Source organism: Mesoflavibacter zeaxanthinifaciens DSM 18436, assembly GCF_000422365.1.
Classification (GTDB): domain Bacteria; phylum Bacteroidota; class Bacteroidia; order Flavobacteriales; family Flavobacteriaceae; genus Mesoflavibacter; species Mesoflavibacter zeaxanthinifaciens.
This window is the reverse complement of sequence record NZ_AULQ01000001.1, coordinates 37387-62455: the sequence shown is the minus strand read 5'-3', so window position 1 is coordinate 62455 and position 25069 is coordinate 37387. Positions and strand designations below refer to the sequence as shown.

The 25069-nt window shown below is 32.1% G+C and carries 18 protein-coding genes; 10 read left to right on the top strand and 8 right to left on the bottom strand.

All coding sequences use genetic code 11. The annotated features are described in order from the left end of the window. Positions 1 to 27 precede the first annotated feature (27 nt). Both H574_RS0100290 and H574_RS0100285 read left to right on the top strand, forming a co-directional pair. Positions 28 to 1836 carry an acyl-CoA dehydrogenase family protein gene (locus H574_RS0100290; RefSeq protein ID WP_027878615.1) on the top strand — a complete coding sequence of 603 codons (1809 nt, stop codon included), beginning with the start codon at positions 28 to 30 and terminating at the stop codon, positions 1834 to 1836. Between the two features lie 89 nt (positions 1837 to 1925). Then, complete coding sequence (locus H574_RS0100285) at positions 1926 to 3257, top strand: M28 family peptidase (protein ID WP_027878614.1); 1332 nt, start codon at positions 1926 to 1928, stop codon at positions 3255 to 3257. 40 nt (positions 3258 to 3297) lie between these two features. Here the strand turns inward: H574_RS0100285 and H574_RS0100280 are convergent, their stop codons facing one another. After that, a complete protein-coding gene (locus H574_RS0100280; RefSeq protein WP_027878613.1) occupies positions 3298 to 5103 on the bottom strand; it encodes a glycoside hydrolase family 15 protein in 1806 nt (601 codons plus the stop codon). A 79-nt stretch (positions 5104 to 5182) separates the two neighbouring features. On the opposite strand from H574_RS0100280, the gene H574_RS0100275 reads away from it, so the two are divergent. Together H574_RS0100275 and H574_RS0100270 are read left to right on the top strand one after the other, a co-directional pair. Continuing rightward, complete coding sequence (locus H574_RS0100275; RefSeq protein ID WP_027878612.1) at positions 5183 to 7393, top strand: bifunctional alpha,alpha-trehalose-phosphate synthase (UDP-forming)/trehalose-phosphatase; 2211 nt, start codon at positions 5183 to 5185, stop codon at positions 7391 to 7393. A gap of 8 nt (positions 7394 to 7401) precedes the next feature. After that, the gene (locus H574_RS0100270; RefSeq protein WP_027878611.1) at positions 7402 to 9048 is read left to right on the top strand and encodes a M1 family metallopeptidase; all 1647 of its coding nucleotides are present in this window, start codon (positions 7402 to 7404) and stop codon (positions 9046 to 9048) included. Between the two features lie 38 nt (positions 9049 to 9086). Here H574_RS0100270 and H574_RS0100265 read toward each other — a convergent pair whose 3' ends face one another. Further along, a complete protein-coding gene (locus H574_RS0100265) occupies positions 9087 to 10553 on the bottom strand; it encodes a hypothetical protein (protein WP_027878610.1) in 1467 nt (488 codons plus the stop codon). A gap of 8 nt (positions 10554 to 10561) precedes the next feature. Continuing rightward, positions 10562 to 11689 (bottom strand): vWA domain-containing protein, encoded by a 1128-nt coding sequence (locus tag H574_RS0100260; RefSeq protein WP_027878609.1) that lies wholly within the window; start codon positions 11687 to 11689, stop codon positions 10562 to 10564. Positions 11690 to 11787: 98 nt separating this feature from the next. Between H574_RS0100260 and H574_RS0100255 the strand changes: the two genes are divergently transcribed. The 5 genes from H574_RS0100255 (at position 11788) to H574_RS0100235 (ending at position 17728) form a co-directional block, all read left to right on the top strand. Continuing rightward, positions 11788 to 15006, top strand: a complete 3219-nt coding sequence (locus tag H574_RS0100255) for a VPS10 domain-containing protein (RefSeq protein ID WP_027878608.1) — start codon at positions 11788 to 11790, stop codon at positions 15004 to 15006. A 90-nt stretch (positions 15007 to 15096) separates the two neighbouring features. Continuing rightward, complete coding sequence (locus H574_RS0100250) at positions 15097 to 15654, top strand: superoxide dismutase family protein (RefSeq protein WP_027878607.1); 558 nt, start codon at positions 15097 to 15099, stop codon at positions 15652 to 15654. A gap of 20 nt (positions 15655 to 15674) precedes the next feature. Further along, on the top strand, positions 15675 to 16301 hold the full coding sequence (locus tag H574_RS0100245; RefSeq protein ID WP_027878606.1) for a YceI family protein: 627 nt from the start codon (positions 15675 to 15677) through the stop codon (positions 16299 to 16301). Between the two features lie 100 nt (positions 16302 to 16401). Then, a complete protein-coding gene (locus tag H574_RS0100240) occupies positions 16402 to 16929 on the top strand; it encodes an RNA polymerase sigma factor (RefSeq protein WP_027878605.1) in 528 nt (175 codons plus the stop codon). A 1-nt stretch (position 16930) separates the two neighbouring features. After that, positions 16931 to 17728 carry an anti-sigma factor gene (locus H574_RS0100235; RefSeq protein ID WP_027878604.1) on the top strand — a complete coding sequence of 266 codons (798 nt, stop codon included), beginning with the start codon at positions 16931 to 16933 and terminating at the stop codon, positions 17726 to 17728. Positions 17729 to 18104: 376 nt separating this feature from the next. On the opposite strand, the gene H574_RS0100230 is transcribed toward H574_RS0100235, so the two are convergent. From H574_RS0100230 to H574_RS14825, 4 genes are all read right to left on the bottom strand, one after another. Continuing rightward, a complete protein-coding gene (locus tag H574_RS0100230) occupies positions 18105 to 20327 on the bottom strand; it encodes a TonB-dependent receptor (RefSeq protein WP_027878603.1) in 2223 nt (740 codons plus the stop codon). A 19-nt stretch (positions 20328 to 20346) separates the two neighbouring features. After that, positions 20347 to 21630, bottom strand: coding sequence for a tetratricopeptide repeat protein (locus H574_RS0100225; RefSeq protein WP_027878602.1), 1284 nt, complete (start codon positions 21628 to 21630; stop codon positions 20347 to 20349). A gap of 85 nt (positions 21631 to 21715) precedes the next feature. Then, positions 21716 to 22276 carry a DUF4331 family protein gene (locus H574_RS14830; RefSeq protein WP_027878601.1) on the bottom strand — a complete coding sequence of 187 codons (561 nt, stop codon included), beginning with the start codon at positions 22274 to 22276 and terminating at the stop codon, positions 21716 to 21718. Positions 22277 to 22298: 22 nt separating this feature from the next. Then, positions 22299 to 22949 (bottom strand): DUF4331 family protein, encoded by a 651-nt coding sequence (locus tag H574_RS14825; RefSeq protein WP_027878600.1) that lies wholly within the window; start codon positions 22947 to 22949, stop codon positions 22299 to 22301. A 152-nt stretch (positions 22950 to 23101) separates the two neighbouring features. On the opposite strand from H574_RS14825, the gene H574_RS0100210 reads away from it, so the two are divergent. After that, the gene (locus H574_RS0100210) at positions 23102 to 24286 is read left to right on the top strand and encodes an LETM1-related biofilm-associated protein (RefSeq protein WP_027878599.1); all 1185 of its coding nucleotides are present in this window, start codon (positions 23102 to 23104) and stop codon (positions 24284 to 24286) included. On the opposite strand, the gene H574_RS0100205 is transcribed toward H574_RS0100210, so the two are convergent. Next, on the bottom strand, positions 24287 to 25042 hold the full coding sequence (locus tag H574_RS0100205) for a LytR/AlgR family response regulator transcription factor (protein WP_027878598.1): 756 nt from the start codon (positions 25040 to 25042) through the stop codon (positions 24287 to 24289). Positions 25043 to 25069: the final 27 nt, after the last annotated feature.

The following is a 25069-nucleotide window of genomic DNA, read 5'->3' as shown; positions in this document are numbered from 1 at the left end:
TCTTGAATCTCTTAATCTTATAAAAATATGGCAGAAACAGAAAAAGACATCCTACGTGGCGGTCAATTCTTAGTAAAAGAAACAAATTGTGAAGATATTTTCACACCTGAAGATTTTTCAGAAGAACAACAAATGATGAAAGACTCGGTTATCGAATTTAATGACCGTGAAATTATACCTAACAAACCTCGTTTTGAAGCTAAAGATTATGCTTTAACAGAAGAAGTAATGCGTAAAGCTGGAGATATGGGCTTTTTAAGCGTTGCTGTTCCTGAAGCTTATGGCGGAATGGGAATGGGCTTCGTATCTACAGTGTTAACTTGTGACTATATTTCTTCTGGTACTGGATCTTTTAGTACTGCTTTTGGTGCGCATACAGGTATTGGTACTATGCCAATTACACTTTATGGTACAGAAGAACAAAAACAAAAGTATGTACCAAAATTAGCTTCTGGTGAATGGTTTGGAGCGTATTGTTTAACAGAACCTGGTGCTGGATCTGATGCAAATTCTGGTAAAACTACTGCAGAGCTTTCTGCAGATGGTAAAACATACAAAATCAACGGACAGAAAATGTGGATTTCTAACGCAGGTTTCTGTAACTTAATGATTGTTTTTGCTAGAATTGAAGACGATAAGAATATCACAGGTTTTATTGTAGAATATGATAAAAACAATCCTAACGGAATCACTTTAGGTGAAGAAGAACATAAATTAGGAATCCGCGCAAGTTCTACACGTCAAGTATTCTTTAATGATACTGAAGTTCCTGCAGAAAATATGCTAGCAGGACGTGGTGAAGGTTTTAAAATAGCAATGAATGCCTTAAACGTTGGTCGTATCAAATTAGCTGCTGCTTGTTTAGATTCGCAAAGACGTATCACAACTACAGCTGTTCAATATGCTAACGAGCGTAAACAATTTAAAACACCAATTGCAGACTTTGGTGCTATAAAAATTAAGTTAGCTGAAATGGCAACTAACACTTATGTTGGTGAATCTGCAACTTACAGAGCTTCAAAAAATATCGAAGACCGTATTGCTTTACGTGTTGAAGCAGGAAATACACATCAAGAAGCAGAACTTAAAGGTGTAGAAGAATACGCTATCGAGTGTTCTATCTTAAAAGTAGCAGTATCTGAAGACGTACAAAATTGTGCAGATGAAGGTATCCAAATTTTTGGAGGTATGGGATTCTCTGAAGAAACTCCAATGGAAGCTGCTTGGAGAGATGCTCGTATTGCTCGTATCTACGAAGGAACAAACGAAATTAACCGTATGCTTTCTGTAGGTATGTTAGTTAAAAAAGCAATGAAAGGTCATGTAGACTTATTAGGTCCTGCTATGAAAGTTCAAGAAGAATTAATGGGTATTCCTTCTTTTGATACACCAGATTATTCTGAGCTATTTTCTGAAGAAAAAGAAATGATTGCAAAACTTAAGAAAACCTTCTTAATGGTTGCTGGTGCTGCAGTACAAAAATTTGGACCAGATTTAGAGCAACACCAACAATTACTAGTTGCTGCTGCAGATATTTTAATTGAAATCTACATGGCAGAATCCGCAATCTTACGTACAGAGAAAAATGCAAAACGATTTGGAGAAGAGTCTCAATCTGCACAAATCGCAATGTCTAAATTATATTTATATCACGCTGTAGAAACTATAGAGAAAAAAGGAAAAGAAAGTATTATTTCTTTTGCTGAAGGTGATGAGCAACGTATGATGTTAATGGGACTTAAGCGCTTTACTAAGTACCAAAACTATCCAGACATTGTAGACTTACGCAATGAGATTGCTGAAAAAATAAAAGAAGAAAACAAATATTGTTTCTAAGAATTTAAGTGAGTTTTAGTTTTAATTTCGAAAAAGCTGGTTCAAGTATTTGAATCAGCTTTTTTATTTTAGTATTTTAGAAAAAAAAAATGAAAAAACTAATTATTCTACCTTTACTTCTCTTTACTTGCATTTCATTAGGACAAACCAGTCAAAAAATATATGATATTATCGATTCTGTTTCAGCAAAACGAATAGAAAAAGATATACAAACATTAGTAAATTTTGGAACAAGAAACACCTTTAGTGATACCATTTCTAACACAAGAGGAATTGGTGCTGCAAGACGTTGGATAAAGTCTGAATTTGAATCAATTTCTAAAAACTGTAATAACTGTCTTGATGTATTTTATCAAAAAGACTTTGTGACTAAAGAAGGGAATCGACGTGTGCCTCATGATGCTTGGGTTGTAAATGTTGTAGCTATACAAAAAGGAACAAAATATCCTAATAGATATATTATTATGAGTGGAGACATAGACTCTAGAGCTAGTGATACTATGGACTTTACCACAGATGCGCCTGGAGCAAATGATAATGCGTCTGGTATGGCTGGAACCATTGAAGCTGCAAGAGTCTTATCTAACTATCAATTTGAAAGTAGTATTGTTTACGTCGGTCTTTCTGGTGAAGAACAAGGTCTTTTTGGTGGCAGTGGTTTAGCTAAATATGCTAAAGAAAACAATTGGGATGTTATTGGTGTTCTTAACAATGATATGATTGGAAATATCAAAGGAGTTGATGGAGTAATAGACAATCGTACTTTCAGAATTTTTTCTGAACCTGTTCCTGCAAACGAAACAGAAAGAGAAAGACAACTTAGACGTTTTTATGGCGGCGAAGTTGATGGCATATCTAGACAATTAGCAAGATATGTACACAAAACAGTAAAGACATATATGCCAGAAATGAATCCTATGATGGTTTATAGACTTGACCGTTTTGGTCGTGGCGGACATCACAGACCTTTTAACGATTTAGGTTTTGCAGGAATTAGAATTATGGAAGCTCATGAAAACTACAATCAACAACATCAAGATATACGTGAGGAAAACGGAATTAAATATGGTGATGTAATTGAACACGTTAATTTTGAATATGCTAAAAAACTAACTGCTGTTAACGCAATAAACATGGCTAGTTTAGCTTCTGCGCCGCCAGCTCCAAAAAATGTTGCTATTGGTGGTATTGTAGAACCTTCGGCTAAATTTAAATGGGATAAAGTTGAAGGTGCTTTTGGTTATAAAATATATTGGAGAGACACAACTTCTCCTACTTGGGATTATAGCAGATATGTAGGTGATGTATCAGAATTTACTTTAGAAGGTATTGTTATAGACAACTTCTTTTTTGGAATTGCTGCTGTAGGAAAAGATGGTTTTGAAAGTCCCGTTGTTTTTCCTAATAAGGTATTTAGATAATAAAAAAGGACTTCAAATTTGAAGTCCTTTTTTTGTTTATTTAATTAGCTATACTACTTTTTACTTTTTCATCTGTTGTCACATTAGACAAGTTAATCGCTGTTTCAATTAAAGCTAAATGAGAATACGCTTGCGGGAAGTTACCTAACAATCGTTTTGTTTTAAAGTCTATATCCTCACTAAATAACCCTAAATGATTACTGTAAGATAATAGTTTATCAAACATTGCTTTAGCTTTTTCCTCCTCGCCTATTTTATACAAACTGTTTATAAACCAGAACGTACAAATTGTAAATGATGATGATGGTAAACCAAAATCGTCTTTATTTTTATATCTATAAAGTAATCCATCGTTACTTAGCTCTCTTTCAATTGCGTTAACTGTGCTAACATATCTTGGGTCTTTAGCATCTATAAATCCATAAGGTTCCATTAATAATACAGAAGCATCTAAATCTTCTACACCATAAGCTTGTGTAAATGCATTAGCAGTATCACTCCAAGCATTACTCATAATGTCATTTTTAATTTCTTCTTTAATAATTTTCCACTTATTTGCTTTATGGTATTTATTCAATATTTCAGCAACTTTAATAGCACGATCTATTGCTACCCAACATAACACTTTAGAAAACGTAAAATGCCTGTCCTCGCCTCTAAATTCCCAAATACCTTTATCTGGCTCTTTCCAGTGTTTGTTTACTACCCAAACAATTCCTTTAGTAATGGTCCAAAGTTCTTCGGTATTTTCTATGTCTAAAGAAAAAGACACAAATTGCTGATGGATTACATCCATTAAAATACCATAAATATCATTTTGTTTTTGCTTATAAGCAGCATTACCAACACGCACAGGTTTAGAATCTTTATAACCGCTTAAATGATCTAAACTATACTCGGTTAACTTTTTTTCCTTATTAATCCCGTACATGATTTGCAGTTTTTCATCTTTATCAGGAATCAAATCGATAATAAAATTTAGGTAGCGTTTGGCCATATTTTTATGACCTAATTGTGATACTACTTTAATTACCATAGATGCATCTCTAATCCAGCAAAAACGGTAATCCCAGTTTCTTACTTCACCAATAGTTTCTGGTAAAGAGGTTGTTGCTGCTGCTAGTACAGCACCAGATTTGTCATAGGATAATAATTTTAATGTTAATGCACTGCGTAAAATTTGTGCGTTATACATATTATATTTTGGTGTTTTATCTATCCAATTTAACCAATATACTTTGGTACGTTGGTGATCTAGATAAATACTTTCTACTGTTGGATTAAAAATCTTTTCGTTGTAACCTATTAAAAAGTAACCGTCTTCTGTTAGCGTAATTTCTTTTTTATCTACAATTGCATTTTTATCAAATGACGTGTATAAAAAAAGCGTATCAAACTTTTCACCATGAGTTAGGCTAGCTATAAAATCATCTTTTACGTAAATTTCTGTTTTACCTTTAGCATACTCTAATTTTGGATTATAATCTACTGTAAATGTAGGTTTACCTGAAATGTGTTTAAAATATCTTACTAATTCTGGTGGATAATAATACGTTCCGTCTTGTTTATGAAATCTTGGCATAAAATCATGCACTTCAAAAACATCCATACCATTACTAAATCTAGTAACCAAGATATTTGTTTTATCAATATAAAATTGTTTAGTAGTATAACTTTCATCTACATTAATAGAAAAGTGACCACCAATTTTTTCATCTAAAAGTTTAGCAAAAACAGATGACGAATCAAATTCTGGCAAGCAACACCAATCTACAGATCCTGTTTTTGATATTAATGCTGCACTTCTACAATTCCCTACAATTCCGTAATCTAAATTATTTCCCAAATCTTTTGTTTTATAATGTTTTCAATCAATTTTTCATTAAATTAACGAAAATCTTAACTTTAAACCAAAGCAAACCCTTATGAATAAAACAATTATTGTTTCTAATCGTCTTCCTTTACAAGTCAAAATTGAAAATAATACTTTAAACATAAAACCTAGTGTTGGCGGATTAGCTACCGGTTTAAAATCGGTTCATGAAGAAGGGAATGGTATTTGGATTGGTTGGTCTGGATTGACCGAAGAAGAGTTAAATAAAGACTTGTCTAATCAAGTTAATAAAGAAGTTACTAAAGCAAAATGCGCTACTGTACCGTTAACACAAGATGATGTAGACAATTTTTACTTCGGATTTAGCAATAAAACCCTTTGGCCTTTATTTCATTATTTTATGGAATATACCGAGTTTGACAACGACCAATGGGAAGCTTATAAAACCGTTAATCAAAAATTTGCAGATGTTGTTTTAGACAATATCGAAGATGGTGACACAGTTTGGGTACATGATTATCAATTGCTGTTACTGCCAAAGCTTATCAAAGACAAAAAACCAAATACGACCATTGGTTTCTTTTTACATATTCCTTATCCGTCTTATGAAATTTTTAGAACGTTTCCTTGGCGTGAAGAATTGCTGCACGGTATGCTTGGTGCCGATCTTTTAGGATTTCATACGTATGATTACGAGCGTCACTTTTTAAGTTCTGTAAAACGAATTTTAAGATTAGATGTTCAGTTTAACGAAATTTCATATTTAGATCGTGTTGTTAAGGTAGATTCATTCCCAATGGGAATAGATTATAATAAATTTCATAACGCAGCGCTTTCTCATTTAAATCAATCAAATACTGAAAAATCTGAGCTTCAAAAACGATTAGACGATCATATTCAGACTGGTCCAGACACCAAATTAATCTTGTCTATAGACCGTATGGATTATACCAAAGGTATTCCAAATCGTATTCGCGCTTTTGAATATTTCCTTAATAAATATCCGCAGTTTAAAGAAAAAGTAAGGTTAGTAATGTTGGCGGTTCCGTCACGTTCTGATGTGCCTCAATATCAAAAATTGAAACGAGAAACAGACGAACTTGTTGGTCGTGTTAATGGAGAATTTTCTACAGTTAGTTGGACACCAATCTGGTACTTTTATAGATCTATGCCTTTTGATAATTTAATAGACTTGTATACCTCATCACAAATTGCATTGATTACTCCTGTAAGAGATGGAATGAATCTTGTTGCTAAAGAATACGTTGCAACACGCGTTAACCAAGATGGTGTTTTAATTTTAAGTGAAATGGCTGGCGCATCTAAAGAAATGAATGAAGCCTTATTAATTAACCCTAATAACTTCGAACAACTAGCTGATACTTTAAAACTTGCTATTGAAATGCCTGCTGAAGAGCAATCTAAAAGAATAAAAATTCTTCAAAAACGTCTACAACGTTATAGCGTAGAAAAATGGGCAGAAGAGTTTATGAAATCCTTGAACGACACCAAAAAAATAGGCAAAACAATTGTTGCTAAAAAAATGGATAAAGACCATCAAGCAACTATGATTTCAGATTTTAAACAAGCTAAAAGAAAGCTATTATTCTTAGATTATGATGGTACATTGGTTGGATTTAAAGATAATCCACAAGATGCAAAACCAGACGATAAATTAATACAGCTTTTAGACCAATTAAATCAAACAGAGAATACAGATGTAGTTATAGTTAGTGGTCGCGATCGTGAAACTTTTGAAGACTGGTTTGCAGACAAATCTTATAATCTTATCACAGATCATGGCGTATGGTTAAAGGGTAAAAACGACGATTGGCAAATGTTAGAAATCTTAAAAACAAACTGGATGGACAACATACAACCAATACTTCAAACCTTTGTAGATCGTACTCCAGGTACATTTATCGAACAAAAAAAATACTCGTTAGCTTGGCATTACCGCAAAGCCGATCCAGAATTAGCACAAATAAGAACTATAGAATTAAATACAGTTTTAACACATTTAATATCTAACAACGATTTATCTGTTTTAAAAGGAAATAAAGTCATCGAAATTAAAAGTAGTAGCGTTAATAAAGGTCGTGCAACTTCACGCTGGTTAACAAAAGCTAATTACGATTTTATTTTTGCAATTGGTGATGATTGGACAGACGAATTTATGTTTGAAGATTTACCAGAAAACACCTATTCTGTAAAAGTTGGCTTTAAAAAAACAAAAGCAAAATATTACGTAAAAGATACAGACAAAGTCAGAGATTTATTAGCTAATTTTACGCAACAATAATTTATTAAATGAAATCAATTTTCACCTTTGCTATTTGCTGTTTGGCATTTACAATATCTCACGCACAATTACTTCATAAAAAGAAAGATTTTACACGACAAGATACACTTCGTGGAAGCATTACACCTGAGCGAGAATGGTGGGATTTATCTTATTATCACCTAGATATTAAAGTAGAACCAGAAACCAAAACAATTTCGGGTAAAAACACCATTCAATACAAAGTGTTACAACCATATCAAGTCATGCAAATAGATTTGCAACCGCCTTTAGAGTTGACTAAAGTCACTCAAAATGGAGAACAACTTGATATTAAACATGATGGAAACGCTCATTTTGTCACACTTAAAAACACCCAAAAAATAGGAGAAGTAAATAGCGTCGTAGCCTACTACGAAGGTCAACCACGTGAAGCTGTTCGTGCACCTTGGGATGGCGGTATTTCTTGGAAAAAAGATAAAAATGGTAATCATTTTATAGCATCATCTTGTCAAGGACTTGGCGCAAGTGTTTGGTGGCCAAATAAAGACCACATGTATGACGAGGTAGACAGTATGCTTATTAGTGTAAATGTTCCTGAAAAATTAACGAATGTTTCCAACGGAAGACTTAGAAAAGTTGAACAAAAAGATGACCAAACAAAAACCTATCACTGGTTTGTAAATAACCCAATTAATAATTACGGAGTAAATATTAACATAGGTGATTACGCTAATTTCTCTGAAGTTTATAAAGGTGAAAAAGGCGATTTAGACATGAATTATTATGTACTAAATTACAATCTAGACAAAGCCAAAACACACTTTACAGATGCACCAAAAATGATGAAAGCTTTTGAGCATTGGTTTGGTCCTTATCCATTTTACGAAGATAGTTTTAAGCTAGTTGAAGTACCATATTTAGGCATGGAACATCAAAGTTCTGTTACCTACGGAAATCAATATTTAAAAGGATATTTAGGTAACGATCTGTCTGGTACAGGTTGGGGATTAAAATTTGATTTTATCATTATTCATGAAGCTGGACATGAATGGTTTGCCAACAATATTACAAATGTAGATATTGCAGATATGTGGATTCATGAAAGCTTTACAGCATATTCCGAAAGTTTATTTTTGGATTATTACTATGGTAAACAAGCAGCATCAGAATATGTGATTGGAACCAGAAGAAGCATACAAAACGACAGACCTTTAATTGGACAATACAATGTAAATAATGAAGGTTCTGGAGACATGTATTACAAAGGTGCTAACATGCTTCATACCTTAAGAACTATGGTAAATGACGACGAAAAATGGCGTCAGATTTTGAGGACTTTAAATAAAAAATTCTATCATCAAACTGTTACAACACAGCAAATTGAGAATTTTTTAGCTGAAGAAACTGATTTAGAACTAACAGGTTTCTTTAATCAATATTTACGCACGACTATAATTCCTGTGTTTGAGTATAAAATTGAAAACAAAACTCTGAAATTCAGATTTTCAAACACTGTAGAACATTTTAAAATACCTTTACTAATTAATATTGATGAAAAAGAACATTGGATCAATCCAACTAATGAATGGAAATCTATTAAAATCCCTTCAGCAAATTCTTCAATTAGTGTTAACAACAATTTTTATATAAAATCATTACAAATAAAGTCTTAGATAAAAAAAGCATCGTAATAACGATGCTTTTTTTTTATTTACAAACCTTTAATAAAGCTTCCGTAAGGATCTTTAAATTGAATTCCTTTTGTAAATCTGTATTTACTCAATTGCTTATATTCTACTAAAGCCCAAAGCACAAACTCTTTCATAAAGTAGCTATCTTCTTTACTTAAATTTGATTGATGTTTTGCAATTAAATCATCTAATGGAGAAACAGCTTCTAGTAATGATTTATATTCTTTATCTCTTAAATCATCAAGTAACTCAAAACTATCAGATTGGTTAAAAAACCAAGATACAATATCATCATATGGACCTACATCATCTTGTTTTTTAAGTTTTTCAATTTCAGGGAAATATTGAATAAATAATGTTTTTACCGCTTCGCCAATTAAATTATAAGCCACATTTGCTGCACCTTCTTGTTCGCCTTCATAAACCAATTCTACTTTACCAGTTATTGCAGGAATAATCCCTAAAAAATCAGATAACCGTACAGCAGTTTTCTCTTCATTGTTTTTTAATGCTCTTAGTTCTGCAGCACTTAATAAGTTTTCATAAGCTGTAATACTTAAACGTGCACTAACACCGCTTTTTTCGTCTATAAAATCGCTATGTCGTGCTTCAAAAACTACTTGTTCTAAAACATCTTTTGCTAATTCTGGTACGTAAATAGCATCTTGTTGTCTTATATCCGATTTTGCTTCTTGTTGTGTAATCGTTTTTGCGGTTTCTATATCATTAGGATAATGCGTTAATATTTGCGAACCAATTCTATCCTTTAAAGGCGTTACAATACTTCCTCTATTTGTATAATCTTCTGGATTTGCAGTAAATACAAATTGCATATCTAATGGCAATCTTAGTTTAAAACCACGTATTTGAATATCGCCTTCTTGCAAAATATTAAATAATGCCACTTGTATCCTGGCTTGTAAATCTGGCAACTCGTTAATCACAAAAATACAACGGTTAGCACGTGGAATCATTCCGTAGTGAATAACACGATCATCTGCATAACTTAATTTTAAATTGGCTGCTTTTATAGGGTCAACATCACCAATAATATCTGCTACGGTAACATCTGGCGTTGCTAATTTTTCGGCAAAACGCTCGCTTCTATGTAACCAACTAATAGGCGTATCGTCTCCTTTTTCTTCAACTAATTGAATAGCGTATCTTGAAATGGGTTGTAACGGATCGTCATTAATCTCGCTACCTTCAACAACAGGAATATATTCGTCTAACAATGTCAACATTAAACGTGCAAGTCGTGTTTTTGCTTGACCGCGTAATCCTAACAAATTAATGTTGTGTCTTGATAAAATGGCACGTTGTAACTCCGGAATTACTGTGTTTTCATAACCGTGTACACCGTTAAAAATGGTTTCCTTATTTTTTATTTTTTCTATTAGATTATCTCTCAATTCATCTTTTATAGATTTTGGTTGATAACCAGATTTTTTTAATTCTCCTAAAGTTGTTATGTTTTCTATTTTCATCTTAGCTTTTATCTTCTAATTCTTTTTTTTCTGTTGGTTTCGTAATCTTCAAAAATCATTTCGCCCAAACCTTTTAAACCTGTATAAAATGCTTTTCCTTGATTGGCTTGTGTAAACTCTCTTACAAATTGCATTAAATAACGGTCTTGAGCAATCATAAATGTAGTGATTGGGATATGTAATTTTCTGGCTTGTTGCGCCATAGCATAACACTTGTTTGTAATGTATGGATTTAGTCCGTTACTATCTTTATAATATGTACCATCAGGTAAACGCAAACAACTTGGTTTACCATCTGTAATCATAAAAATTTGCTTATTGGTGTTTCGTTTTCGTCTTAATAAATCCATTGCTAATTGCAAACCAGCAACTGTATTTGTGTGATACGGACCAACGTTTAAATACGGTAAATCTTTGATTTTTATTGGCCAAGCATCGTTACCAAAAACCAAAATATCTAAAGTGTCTTTTGGGTATCTGGTCGTTATTAATTCGGCTAACGCCATAGCTACTTTTTTAGCTGGCGTGATTCGGTCTTCACCATACAAAATCATACTGTGACTAATGTCTATCATTAATACCGTACTCATTTGTGATTTATGGTTAGTTTCCTCTACAACCAAATCATTTTCAGTAAGATTAAAATTACCAATACCGTTATTGATTTGTGCATTTTTTAAGCTTTCAGTCATTGAAACTTTATCCAAATTGTCTCCAAATTGGTATGCTCTAAAATCGCCAGTATGCTCGTCTCCTACTCCAATACTTTTGCTTTTATGGTTACCGCTACCGCTCTTTTTAATATTCCCAAAAATTTGCTCTAAAGCAGATTGCCTTATAGCTCTTTCGGTTTTAGCGGTAATGGCGTTACCCTTTTTTCCGTCAGGTTTAATTTCTTCTCTTATGTAACCTTTCTTTTTTAGATCTTCAATAAAGTCGTCTATGGTATACTCTGCAGTAGTTAAGTTATACTCGTCATCAAGTTGCTTTAACCAATCTATAGCTTCATCAAAATCGCCAGAAGTATGTGTAATTAACTCTTTAAAAATTTCAAAAAGTTTTTCAAATGGAGTTTGCGAAGGTGCTTCGTAAAGTTTAAATACAAAGCCTTTTCTATGTGTTTTTTCGTTTTTCATTGCAGTATAAAAATACGATTTTTTAAAGTCAAAATTTATCCATTAACACCTTTTTAATAATTTGTTGCTTAACTTTAGGCAAACTAAATTAACTAATAATGAAAAAACTTTCCCTTTTACTATTCTTAATGATTTCGTTTTCAGGTTTTTCGCAAGAAATAAACTTGGATTTACTTAAAAACATGAAACCTAGAAATATTGGTCCTGGTGGCATGTCTGGTCGTGTAACTGCTATAGATGTTGTACATAAAAACCCAGATGTAATGTATGTTGGAACTGCTTCTGGTGGACTTTGGAAATCTACTTCTGGAGGCATAAATTGGGAACCTATTTTTGAAAAAGAAGCGACTGCATCTATTGGTGCTGTGGCTATCCAACAATCAAATCCTAGCGTGATTTGGGTTGGAACTGGTGAAGGAAATCCTAGAAACAGTTTAAATGGCGGTTATGGTATTTATAAATCTTTAGACGCCGGAAAAACATGGCAACTTATGGGATTGGAAAAAACAAGACATATCCATCGTGTAATTGTAGACCCTACAAATCCTAATATTGTTTACGTAGCTGCTATTGGTAGTCCATGGGGAGAACATCCAGAACGTGGTGTTTTTAAAACTATTGATGGCGGAAAAACATGGAAAAAAATCTTATTTGCTAATAATAAAACTGGTGCTGCAGATTTAGTAATGGATCCATCAAACCCTAACAAATTAATTGCTGCGCTTTGGGAACATAAACGCGATCCTTGGTTTTTTAAATCTGGTGGCGAAGGTTCTGGTTTGCACATTACCCATGATGGTGGAGAAACTTGGAAAAAAATAACCGATGAAGACGGTTTCCCTAAAGGCGAATTAGGTCGTATTGGTGTTGCGATTGCTAAAAATAAACCTAATGTTATTTATGCTTTAGTCGAAGCTAAAAAAAATGCACTTTACAAAAGTGAAGATGGTGGTTTTAAATGGAAAAAAATAAACGATAAATCTGATATTGGTAACAGACCTTTTTACTATTCTGAAATTTATGTTGATCCAGAAAACGAAAACCGTGTTTACTCTGTTTTTACCTATGTAAATGTAAGTGAAGATGGTGGTAAAAACTTTAATCAATTAATGCCAGCATATGGTTCTAGTAACGGTGTACATCCAGATCATCATGCATGGTGGATACATCCAGATAATGGTAATTTTATGATCGATGGTAATGATGGAGGATTGAATATTACTAAAGATGGCGGAAAAAATTGGCGCTTTATTGGCAACTTACCTGTGGCGCAATTTTATCATATTAATGTAGATAATGAGTTTCCATATAACGTTTATGGCGGAATGCAAGATAATGGATCATGGCGCGGACCAGCATATGTATGGAAAGCACAAGGTATTCGTAACAGTTATTGGCAAGAAATAAGTTTTGGAGATGGTTTTGATGTTATCCCTGATAGAGATAACTCACAATATGGATGGACCATGAGTCAACAAGGATATGTAAGTCGTTACGACTGGAAAACAGGTAATAATTATACCGTACAACCAACACATCCAGATAAAGATGTAAGACTTCGTTTTAATTGGAATGCTGCCATAAATATCGATCCTTTTGATAATAGCACGATTTATTTTGGAAGTCAGTTTGTACATAAATCTACAGACAAAGGTTTAACTTGGGAGGTAATTTCACCAGACCTAACCACTAATGATCCTGAAAAATTAAAACAACACGAAAGTGGTGGGTTAACTATGGATGCAACAGGTGCAGAAAACCATTGTACTATACTAGTTATAGAACCATCTCCAGTAGAAAAAGATGTGTTTTGGGTTGGTACTGATGATGGAAAAATTCATATCACTCAAAACGGAGGAGAAACTTACAATGACGTGTCTAGTAATTTACCAGGATTACCAAAAGGAAGTTGGATTGCTCAAATAAAAGCTAGTAATAAAAATAAAGGTGAAGCATTGCTAGTAGCGAACGACTACAGACGTTTTAACTATTCACCTTATGTTTACAGAACAAAAAACTATGGAAAAACTTGGCAACGTATTGTAGATCAAAACGATGTAAAAAGTTATGCACTAGCTATAATTGAAGATTTAGAAGAACCAAACCTTATGTTTTTAGGTACAGATGACGGTTTATACATCTCGATAGACGCAGGAAACCAATGGACCAAATGGACTAACAACTTCCCTACTACGTCTGTAAAAGACTTAGTAATTCATCCACGTGAGCATGATTTAATTATTGGTACTTTTGGTCGAGCTGCTTGGGTATTAGATGATATTAGACCGTTAAGAGCAATTGCAAAAAATAAAAACACGCTTACAGAAACCATAACTTTATTTAATCCTCCAACCGCTTATCAAGCGGCATACCAACAACCTACGGGAAGTCGTTTTGGCGCAAACGCTATGTTTAATGGCGAAAATCGTGGTAGCGGAGCACGTTTTAGCTACTTTATTAATCCAAAAGATAAAAAAGAAGAAAGCCCTAAAGAGGATGAAAACAAAGAAGATTCTGAAAAAGACAGTCAAGAAACGGAAAATAAAGAAGTCATTAAATGGGATTCCATTTCACTTAAAATCTATGATAATAACAAACTAATTAGGACTTTAAAACAAAAAGCGCCTAAAGACAAAGGATTACATAGATGGACGTGGTATATGGATGAAAAAGGTGTAGATAGACCTTCACGTTCAACAAGAAAAAGAAAGAGAGAACCTAGCGGAGTTGATGTAAAACCAGGAACTTACAAAGCTGTTTTAGAATATGGTGATCAAACTTCAGAAACAACTATCACCGTAAAATCAGATCCTAGATTAGACGTCTCTAAAGAAGCTATAAATGAAGTTTACAATACTTTAAAGCAATTAGAACAAATGCAACAAGTTGCTGCAGACGCTACAAAACAGCTTGCAGAAAGCAAAGCATTAGCAGAAAAGTATAAAAAAGAACTTACCGATTTAGACAAAGATAAATACAAAGAAGACATCAAAACATCTAAAGATATTATAAAGAAAATAGATGAAGTTTTAGATATTTATCTTGGAAAGCAGGATAAAAGACAAGGTATAACTATGACGCTAGATGTTAGTGTAACAGACAGGTTAAGTAAAGCTAGATGGTATGTTGGATCAAGAAAAACCGGAATTACAGAAACAGAAAAAAAATTAATCAATCATGCTAAAAAAGATCTAGAAGCCGCTTTAAAAACAACTAACTTGTTTTTTGAAGATACTTTTAAGCCATATTATCAAAAAATGCAAACTATTAATATGACAAAAACATTAGATAACATTAAAAACTTCAATTTAGATTAAACTATTTTAAAGAATTATTAACTATAGATATTTGCAAAAAGGCTTTTTAGTAGTTAAATTTCTATGTCTAACCATAAAATTTAATATAATATGAAAAAGATAAGCCTTATTACACTAACATTAACCTTAGCAGTTTTTGTTGGATGTAAAGAAGATAAAAAGAAAATGGACACAGAAAAAACAGTAGCTGAAACGTCTAAAAAAGTAAAACTAAATTTAGAACCTAAAAGCGGTAGTAATGTTTCTGGATCTGCTGTTTTTACAGAAACTAATGGTGTTGTAGAGTTTACAGCCATGTTAAGCGGTTTAGAGCCTGGTACGCATGCCATTCACATACACGAAAAAGCGGATTGCTCTTCTGACGACGGAAAAAGTACCGGTGGTCATTGGAATCCTACAGGAACTTCTCACGGAAAATGGGGTAGCCCAGACGGCTTTCATAAAGGTGATATTGGTAATTTAACTGCTGATGAAAACGGAAAAGCAACTGTTACGTTAAAAACAGATTTGTGGTGTGTAGGATGCCAAGATGACACCAAAAATGTAGTAGGAAAAGCTATTATCGTTCATTCAGGAGAAGATGATTTTACAACACAACCAACAGGAGCAGCTGGAGGAAGAATTAGTTGCGGAGGAATAATTAGATAACCAAAATAAATATAAAACAAATGAGAAAAATTTCAATTTTACTATTAGCTATAACATTAAGTGTTTTTGTTAGTTGTAAAGAAGAAAAAAAAGAAACCACAACAACCGAAGACGTTAAAACAACTAAACAGTTTGTTGTAAAACCAGAAGCTACTTCTGTTAAATGGACTGCTTATAAAACAACAGACAAAGTTGGAGTTAATGGAGAGTTTACAACCGTAAAATTTGATAATAAATCTGGTGCAACTCCAGAAGAAGCATTAAATAACTTAAGCTTCTCTATTCCTGTAAGTAGCCTTTTTACAAATGATGCTACAAATACAAGAGATGCTAAAATTAAAAACTCATTTTTTGGTTCAATGATAGATACAGATTTGATATCTGGAACATTAAAGTACAAAGATTCTAAATATGTAGCAAGCTTAACAATGAATGGTGTAACCCATGATTTACCATTAGAAGTTGGTATAGAAGATGAAAGACGAGTAACGTTAAAAGGTACTATGGACTTAAATAATTGGAATGCTATTGAAGCCTTAAACGCACTTAACAAAGTTTGTTTTGACCTTCATAAAGGCGCAGATGGAGTAAGTAAAACATGGGAAGATGTTGCAATACAAATTGAAACTTATTTAAGAGAAAAATAAGCTTAAATACAAATAGAAACTCAATTATAAAAAATCGCTCTCGGGCGATTTTTTATTTTATCATTTATCCTTATATTTAAAAAATACATCAAACCCTTATATGCAATTAGAATACTTAGTATCTCAATTTCAAAAGAAAGACGAAAAAGCTTTTGAAAAACTCTATAATATGTACAGTCAAAGCATGCATGGAGTTATTTATAACATTGTTAGAGACAATGAAATAGCTGAAGAAGTCATGCAAGACGTCTTTATAAAAGCATGGGAAAAAGCAGATAGTTACAACTCTAGTAAAGGTAGATTTTTTACTTGGCTTTTAAATATATCTCGCAACGCTGCAATAGACAAAACTAGATCTAAAGCTTTTAAAAAATCTAGCAAAAACCTTAACTCAGATTATTTCGTAGATATAATACACTCATCAGATAACTTAGGAAGTAAGACTGATGCTATTGGTATAAAAAAGTTTGTAGATAAACTAGCAGAAAAATGTGTTAAGATTATAGAGCTACTTTACTTTAAAGGTTATACCCAAAAAGAAGCTTCAGAAGAGCTTGATATGCCAATAGGCACAATAAAAACAAGAAATAGAAATTGTATCCAAGAACTAAGAGATTCAGTATTATAAAATGAATATTAACGAATACATACAATCTGGAATATTAGAACTTTATGTTGCAGGACAACTTTCTGAAAAAGAAAACAAGGAGGTTTATGACTTAATGCTTAAACATCCAGAAGTTTTACAGGAAGTATTACAAATAGAAGCTGCATTTATAAAATTATCTAATAGCATAGCTCCAGAGCAACCTGTTGCTTATAGCACTATTAAAGCGCATTTAAGAAACAGTAACGATAAAGTTATACAGTTACCAAAAGAGAAAAACAGAAATTGGTTTACTTACACAGGTTGGGCAGCTGCAGTAATAGTTGGTGCTGGCTTATTGTGGACCTTAAACCAAAAACAGCAATTAGAAACCGAGGTAACTACAATAAACACAGAAAAAGAATTTTTAGAAATTCAAATAGAAGACTCTAAATCTAAGTTAGCCGAAACTAAAAATCTGCTTAACGTAATAAGAGATAGAAACATAATTAAGGTACCTTTAGAAGGTCAAGCAGCTTATCCTGATGCTTATGCAACAGTTTATTGGGATGAAAATAATGATCAAATCTATTTAGACTTACAAGGTCTACCTGAGCCTCCAGAAGGAAAAGTATACCAAGTTTGGTCTTTATTATTAGATCCGCTTACACCAACAAGTTTAGGTACAATAGACGATTTTATGCAGGATGATAATAAGATATTTAAGCTAGATAATGCCAACAAATCTCAAGCATTTGGTATTACCTTAGAGCCTGCTGGCGGTAGCCAATCGCCTACATTAGAGCAATTATATACGTTAGGTGCCTTAGCCTCTAACTAATATTTTAAATACATATAAAAAAAGCACTTCTTAAATGAAGTGCTTTTTTTATTTTCTATTTTTTACTACCAATTTATATTCTTGAATAGAATAAAAAACCTCATCATTCCTTATTTCAAAATTTAATTGTTTGAAGCTAATATTAAATACACATAGTTAACGTAATTATTTATAGCTACTTAAACAACATAGTTAAAAAAAGAAATGCCTAAAAAGTATAAACCAATTAGACATTTCCTACAAACTAACAAAAAACAAACCTTACTTTTTCATAGCATTAACCTATTTGTTAGTTCTTTATATCAATTCCCTTAAATCGATAGCTAACATATTTACGTAATTATGAATAGCAAGGTTTTATTTTTTTATTCTTTTTTTAAAAAGAATAACTTAATGTTGTTCTAAAGTTGAATGGCGTACCTGGTGTAAAGTGAATTTCTTCAACAGGTGCAACTTCATTTTGTAATCTAGACTCGGTTAAAAACTGAGTTTCTTTCCAGTCTGTATCAAATAAATTTTCAATAATAACACCTAATTTCCAGTGTTTATTAAAGCTATAGTTTAAGTTAAAATCCGTTACAAAATATCCTTCTGCAGCTACGCTATTATCTTCGTTTGCAGGTCTATCATCAATATATCTGTAGTTAATTGCTCCAGAAAACTTATAAAAATCTTTAACCGATAATCCACCAACTAAAGTAAAATCTGGCGCTAATGGTATATAATCTTCTCCATCTTCAGCTTCTAGACTTCTCGCTTTTGTAAACGTTGCATCTGTATTAAAATAGAAATAATCATTTAACTGAAATCTTACACCTAGATCTAATCCGTAACGTTCAGATTCTCCACTTGGTTCTACAATCCCGGCATCACCAACGTAAACAAATTCTTCTTCAGAAAACAAGTACCATAATGTTGTATTAAGTACAATTTTTTGTGTTGGTTTCCAGATATTTCCAAAATCTACACCATACGCTTTTGGTAACGCTTTATCTACTTCGTTATTTAATACAATTCTGGCGTCGTTAGAATGGAATCCTATTCCTGATTTTAAAAACCATTGTAAATTTTCGTTTTGATTAAATTGAAAATTAAGTTTAGGCAATACAGCTACTTCTGTATTGGTTTGTAAATCGTAAGTTTCACTTAACTTATTATTATATTGAAAGTTGAAATACTCTAACCTTAATCCTGGAGTGATGCTAAATTTTCCTAAGTCAATTTCGGCATTAACAAAAGCATTCATATTACGTTGATACACATCTCCTAATTGGATGTAATCTAAAGTTGTCTTTCTATTTAATGTGTGTGATAGCTCTATATCTTTAATATCGTCAAAACGTAATCCTAAACCAGCTGTATAATTTACATCAAAAGAATTGTAATTAACTTCTTTATTAAACTGCGTGTTTAATCCAAAAATATCACGGTTTTCTTTTTGTTTAATTTGATCACCGTTAACAGGATCTTCTAAAAAGAAGGTGAAGTTTGAGTATAATTCGAAATTATATTTAGAGTAAAACACATTACTTTGCATAGCAATATCATTATCTAATATGGTACTAAATTGTACATTAGCATTGCTTCTACTTGTATATCCTCCTTCTGTATCATCTATAGCACCAAAATTGGAAATATTACCATTGTTAACTTCTCTAACAGGAATTTGACCTGATGCATCCCATTTACTTGTAAAATGACTAACCGTTAATCCTAATTTTGAATTATTGTTTAAATACGCATTATATTTACCCATAAGGTTTAATCTGTCAAAATTTTGAGGTGACTCAAAAGGTCCATCTGTTTCTATATATTCTAATGCTACATATGCATTTTGAGATGCTTTGTTTTCTAAAAGATTAAACATACCTAAAGTACGTAAAGTGTTAAACTGTCCTGCTGTAAAGCTAATAGTACTGTTATCTAAGCTGCTTTTAGTTCTAAAATCTACAAAACCTGCAGTATTAAAATCTCCATGATCTGAGTAATACGGACCTTTACCAAAGTTTATTTTTTCTATAGTTTCTGGTATTAAGAAGTGTAAATCACTATAACCTTGTCCGTGTGCGTGAGATACCATATTTACTGGCATACCATCTACAGACAATGCTACATCTGTACCATGATCTACATCAAAACCACGTAAAAATAATTGTTCTGCTTTTCCGCCACCAGCATGTTGACCGATGATTAATCCTGGCACTTTTCTTAAAATTTCTTGAGAAGAGTTAATCGGATTGGTTTCTAAATCTATTTGAACAATGCTACTTAAAACATCTGTTGGTTGTGATAATACCAACTCGTCTAACATAAACGCTTTTGGTTTTAAATCTATAACTAGATTAGCAATTAAATTATCTGTTAAGGTTACTTCTTGTTTTTCGTAACCTAAAAGTCCTATTAGTATTACGTCACCAACGTTAGTATTACTAATTTCAAATTGACCTAACTGATTTGAATGCGAATGACTTTTTGACGTTTGATTGTAAATATAAGCGTCTTCAATAGGTTGATTGTTGCTTACAACTGTTCCTTTAATTTGTGCAGATAAGGACATAGTTGTTCCTATCATTACAAATAGTAATAATAATTTTTTCATAAGATTAGTTGTTGGTAGTTTATAGTTGTGACACCTGTTTTGTGGTTACAGGTCCAAGCTCGTAACTACTAGCTAGTAGTTCTTTTTTTAAAGCTGCTACTTTGTCTGTTTTTCCGTTAGCTTTGTAGATTTTCGCCATGTGGTATTGTGCTTCTGGTTCAAAGGTTTTATTAGCTACAAAAGTATCAATAATTTCTAAAGCTTTTTCTTTTTTACCTGTGTTAAAATAGCTCCAAGCTAATAAATCGTAAGACATTGGTGTTGGTCTATTTTGTACTTCTATTTTAGCTAACTCTACAGCTTTTTCGCTATTAACATCCGCTAACAATTTAGAAGTATGCACGTTATACATATCTCCGTATTTAGGATTGTTTACACTATCTAAATAAATTTTGAAATACTTATTTTTTTGTACTGTATCACCTTCAAATTCAGCTAACTCTGCTTTAAACAAATAGTAATCTGGAGATTGATGCTGTTTTTCAATCTTTTCTAAGATTCTTTTAGCCTCTTCAGGATTATTTTCATGTGCGTAAACAATCCAAGCTATTCCTTTTTTTGCGTAAGCATTATCTGGGTTTAATTGTAATGCTTTTAAATAATTATTATAAGAGTTTTCTATTTGACCATCATGACCATAAAAATCGGCTAGATTAGTATATGTCCATTGTTTAATTTCGTTTAATTGAGAGGATTCTGCAATAGTTTGTGCTTTTTCTAGATATTTAATTGCAGAAGATAAGTCTCCTTTATAGTCACTCCATTTTGACAATCTAATTAAATAACCAAAGTCGTTTAAGTCTTTAACTTTAGTTAAATTATCTTTTGCTTGAGCGTAATTACCAAGTTCCATGTGCACATCAAAAAGCATTTTTTGAGTTCCTTCAAGGTTTTCTCCATTAATTTCAGCTTTTTTTAATACGTCTAAAGCTTCTTTAAATTTGTGTTGAGAAATGTAATTTCTTGCTAAGCTTCGTAAATAGCCTGCATTGTTGTATTTGGTAATTTTATTTACCTCTAAAAGATTTTCTTCAGCTTTTTTTAAATAATCTATATTTCCTGTAGCTGTAAACAACTTACTTTCTGCAGCTGCTAACTTAGCTAGATATGGATATTGGTTTGGAGTCTCTTTATACTTGTTTTTCCAAAAACTATAATCTTCTTCTATTTTACTTAATATCGTATTGTCTGGATTAGTAATGTAGATTTCGTAATCTGCTGTTTTAGTAATCTTACTAGGTTTTTCTTTACAACTACTTGCCAAGACAAATGCAAATAGTAATAATATAATATTGGTTTTCATTGTTTTTGTTTTTTGTAGTTTGTTTGTTGTAATAAGTAGGTAAATTAAGGAGTACTTTGGGGAAATACTCCTTAATTAAAATAGTCTACCAAGGAGATGCTAAGTAAGGAAAAGACGTTAAAAACGGCTTATCATTTGCGTCTACATGATCATCTGAAAGCGAAGGGTTTTCTGTACCATCTTCACCACCAAAGATAAGTAGTAGTTCTACTGAAATAACATCGTCTGCTAAAGCACGACCTGTTAATACGTTAGTCCCGTCAAAGAAAGTTGTTGTTCCATCTAATGAGACATTAAGTACATCTGTAGCTAATAACCCAGTAAATGTTGGCGCATCTAAACCTAATGCATTTTGATCACCAGGATTTGCATATGCTGGACTTAAACCTGTTAAGTTTGTTTCGAACATAGATTGAAACGCAGCATTTTGATCTGTAGGAATAGTTGTATTAAACATATCTTTAGAAGATGATGATACAAATACTGTATTTACTGCAGGTCTACCCATTTGATCGTTTTGAGCATACGTCCCTGAAAAATCTGGTTCTTGTTGCGTTGGTATTTGAGTAAAGTCATCGTCGTTAGAACAACTAACAGCAGCTAATGCAAATACTGCGATGCTAAATATTTTATATATAGATTTCATAATTTTTAATTTAAAAGTTTAATTATTGTTTAGTTTTAGTTTCTACCCAAGTATTAATAGTTCCTGTGCCACCAATAGAAGATTTTGGTACTTCAATAACAACAGACATTACATTTGTTCCTGCAAAAGTATCTGTGCCTGGATCGTTAAAACCTGAAGCATTTCCTGCAATAATCTCTCCGTATTGCGCAAAATCCATAAAGAAAGGATCGTCTCTTGGTCCTGCAAAAGCTTTAATGTTTCCGTTAGTTTCAACAATTGCATTGCTTCCGTAAGAAGTAATATCTACAACTGTTACATCTGCAGAAGTATTAATCATACTGTTTAACCCAGTTGAAGACGGTGCAAATGGTCCAAAAAAGTACATTTTTCCGTCTCTTGGTACTGCTTGTATTACTAAGTCTTCAACATTGTCTCCTGTGTTGTCAATATTAAATTCTATCATAACGTTTTCATCAAAAGCAGCACTTGCTGATGCTGATGGACTAAGTAAACCCTGCACATTTGCAGCAAATACTAAATTGTCTGTATCTTCGCCCTGAAAGGCATAAAAATCTGTGATATCACTTGTACCACCTGATACTGCAGGTGCATCAATATGGTCTGCAGATAAAAAGAAGTAGCCTGCAATTGCAAAAATGCTAACTCCTAATACTAGTTTTAAATTTTTCATAATGTCTGAGATTTTGTTAATTATTATTTTTGGTTCTCAACACTACCTACGCAATTATTTAACTTAAGGTTTTATTAAAATTTTGTTAAAGAAAATTTGAAGTGATAAAATCAGATTAAAAATATATCTTTACCATCTATTTATTTTAAGGCATGAACCCATCGGCTACAGGTTGGATAAAAAAATTAATAAGAGACTTAAACCCTAATATAGTCTTAAAAAATACGAGTCTTGAAAACTATTACGAAGCGTTTAGGCATTGCGGATTTATCTACGGAAGCAACGTAGATATTGTTGCTAACCTTATCAAAAATAACGATTACGAAAGTGAAGAACTTTGCAAAATTAACTTAGTAATTGCATTACTTATCATTCATATTAATAGTGAAAGTGAAAATGATTTTTACACAGATGTTGATGCATTTTACAATGCTTTAAACAAAAAAAGATCTTCGTTTTTAAATATTTTTATTGGTAATAAAGATAAAGAGGATAGTGTTGAAAGGATTATTAATAAGCGTATACAAATTGATGACAATCTAATAGACAAAAGCTTTAACTACTTTGTAACCAACGCCTTACTTTTTATAGATATTATTGCTTTTAGAGTTTACTTACAAGACAAAAGTATTAGTGATGATTTTTTAAGAGATCATGAAATTATTATAGAAAGTATTGTTATTAATACACTTAATGCAAAAAAACACAAGTCAGATTATGATGAAAATTTAATTGATCTTTTTGAGCAATCTGCAAGATACGAACATGAAAAAGTATTAGACTACAATCTAGCAATAGCTAAAGTAGAAACCGAAATTTTTGCAAAATATTGTTTAGATATGGCTGCTATGGCAACTTGGACAGATGCTAAAATTGATAGTGATGAAGAACTTTTTTTATCTGATTTAGGTAAACAATTAAATTTAAGCAACCTGCATGTACACCAAGCATCTAGTAGCATAGCAAGTTTTTATAAAAAATTTAAAGAAGAAGTACCGCTTTTAGGATCAAAAAACATAGTAAAAACATTTTACGATAACTCTACAAGTTTTGTTTTAAAGTTAATTAAAAGAAACGGGAAACGTCTAACTAAAGAACTTAAAGAGAGTAAAGAGTTACTGCTATTATTATCTCAATCTACTATAAGAGACCTTTCTAAAGAAGAACAAAAAAAAGTACAAGACCAGTTATTAGACATTTTTAAATCTATACCAAGTCTTGCTATATTTTTATTACCTGGCGGCGCGTTATTATTACCAATTGTGGTTAAGTTTATACCTAAATTATTGCCAAGTGCTTTTGATGATAACCGTATTGAAGAAGAAAAAAAGGAATAGTTAATCTAACCATTCCTTAAAATCTTTAACACGTTCTCTAGCTACAATTACATCATTTTCATTGTAAGAATTTAACTTAATTTGTAACCTGGAATTGGTATAACTTATAATGTCTTTAATAGCTCCTATGTTTACATAAAACTTACGATTTACTCTAAAAAACTGTGTTGGATCAATCTCTTCTTCTAAAGCTTCTAAAGTGTTTTCTAACAAATAGTTTCTATTATCTGTAGTATGTAAGTATGTGCCTTTATTTTCGCTGTAAAAACATTCAATTTCATCTGTATTTACAAGCTTAATATGTTGTCCAACTTTTATAGAAAAACGTTTTTTATATACTCTATCAATTGGATTGACTAATAGTTTTTTTATGTCTTCAAAATCTAAAGACATATTAGTTTTTTGTGGTAATCTTGACTTATATTTTTGTACTGCTTGTTCTAAATCTTCTGCGTCAATTGGTTTAAGTAAATAGTCAATACTGTTAAGCTTGAAGGCTTGTAATGCGTACTCATCATAAGCGGTTGTAAATATTATAGCAGAATTAATCTCTATGGTTTCAAAAATTTCAAACGATAAACCATCACTTAATTGTATGTCTAAGAATATCAAATCTGGATGTGTATTGTTTTTAAACCAATTAATAGACTCTTCTACAGAATGTAAAAGCGTTGTAGCTTCTACATTTAGGTTGGCTAGCATACGTTGCAATCGTCTTGCTGATGGTTTTTCGTCTTCTATAATTATAACTTTCATTTTTATTTTTTTATGAATGGTTGATTA

Coding starts and splice junctions, on each gene's coding strand:
- H574_RS0100290 (WP_027878615.1), top strand. CDS start 28: ATGGCAGAAACAGAAAAAGACATCCTACGTGGCGGTCAATTCTTAGTA.
- H574_RS0100285 (WP_027878614.1), top strand. CDS start 1,926: ATGAAAAAACTAATTATTCTACCTTTACTTCTCTTTACTTGCATTTCA.
- H574_RS0100275 (WP_027878612.1), top strand. CDS start 5,183: ATGAATAAAACAATTATTGTTTCTAATCGTCTTCCTTTACAAGTCAAA.
- H574_RS0100270 (WP_027878611.1), top strand. CDS start 7,402: ATGAAATCAATTTTCACCTTTGCTATTTGCTGTTTGGCATTTACAATA.
- H574_RS0100265 (WP_027878610.1), bottom strand. CDS start 10,553: ATGAAAATAGAAAACATAACAACTTTAGGAGAATTAAAAAAATCTGGT.
- H574_RS0100260 (WP_027878609.1), bottom strand. CDS start 11,689: ATGAAAAACGAAAAAACACATAGAAAAGGCTTTGTATTTAAACTTTAC.
- H574_RS0100255 (WP_027878608.1), top strand. CDS start 11,788: ATGAAAAAACTTTCCCTTTTACTATTCTTAATGATTTCGTTTTCAGGT.
- H574_RS0100250 (WP_027878607.1), top strand. CDS start 15,097: ATGAAAAAGATAAGCCTTATTACACTAACATTAACCTTAGCAGTTTTT.
- H574_RS0100245 (WP_027878606.1), top strand. CDS start 15,675: ATGAGAAAAATTTCAATTTTACTATTAGCTATAACATTAAGTGTTTTT.
- H574_RS0100240 (WP_027878605.1), top strand. CDS start 16,402: ATGCAATTAGAATACTTAGTATCTCAATTTCAAAAGAAAGACGAAAAA.
- H574_RS0100235 (WP_027878604.1), top strand. CDS start 16,931: ATGAATATTAACGAATACATACAATCTGGAATATTAGAACTTTATGTT.
- H574_RS0100230 (WP_027878603.1), bottom strand. CDS start 20,327: ATGAAAAAATTATTATTACTATTTGTAATGATAGGAACAACTATGTCC.
- H574_RS0100225 (WP_027878602.1), bottom strand. CDS start 21,630: ATGAAAACCAATATTATATTATTACTATTTGCATTTGTCTTGGCAAGT.
- H574_RS14830 (WP_027878601.1), bottom strand. CDS start 22,276: ATGAAATCTATATATAAAATATTTAGCATCGCAGTATTTGCATTAGCT.
- H574_RS14825 (WP_027878600.1), bottom strand. CDS start 22,949: ATGAAAAATTTAAAACTAGTATTAGGAGTTAGCATTTTTGCAATTGCA.
- H574_RS0100210 (WP_027878599.1), top strand. CDS start 23,102: ATGAACCCATCGGCTACAGGTTGGATAAAAAAATTAATAAGAGACTTA.
- H574_RS0100205 (WP_027878598.1), bottom strand. CDS start 25,042: ATGAAAGTTATAATTATAGAAGACGAAAAACCATCAGCAAGACGATTG.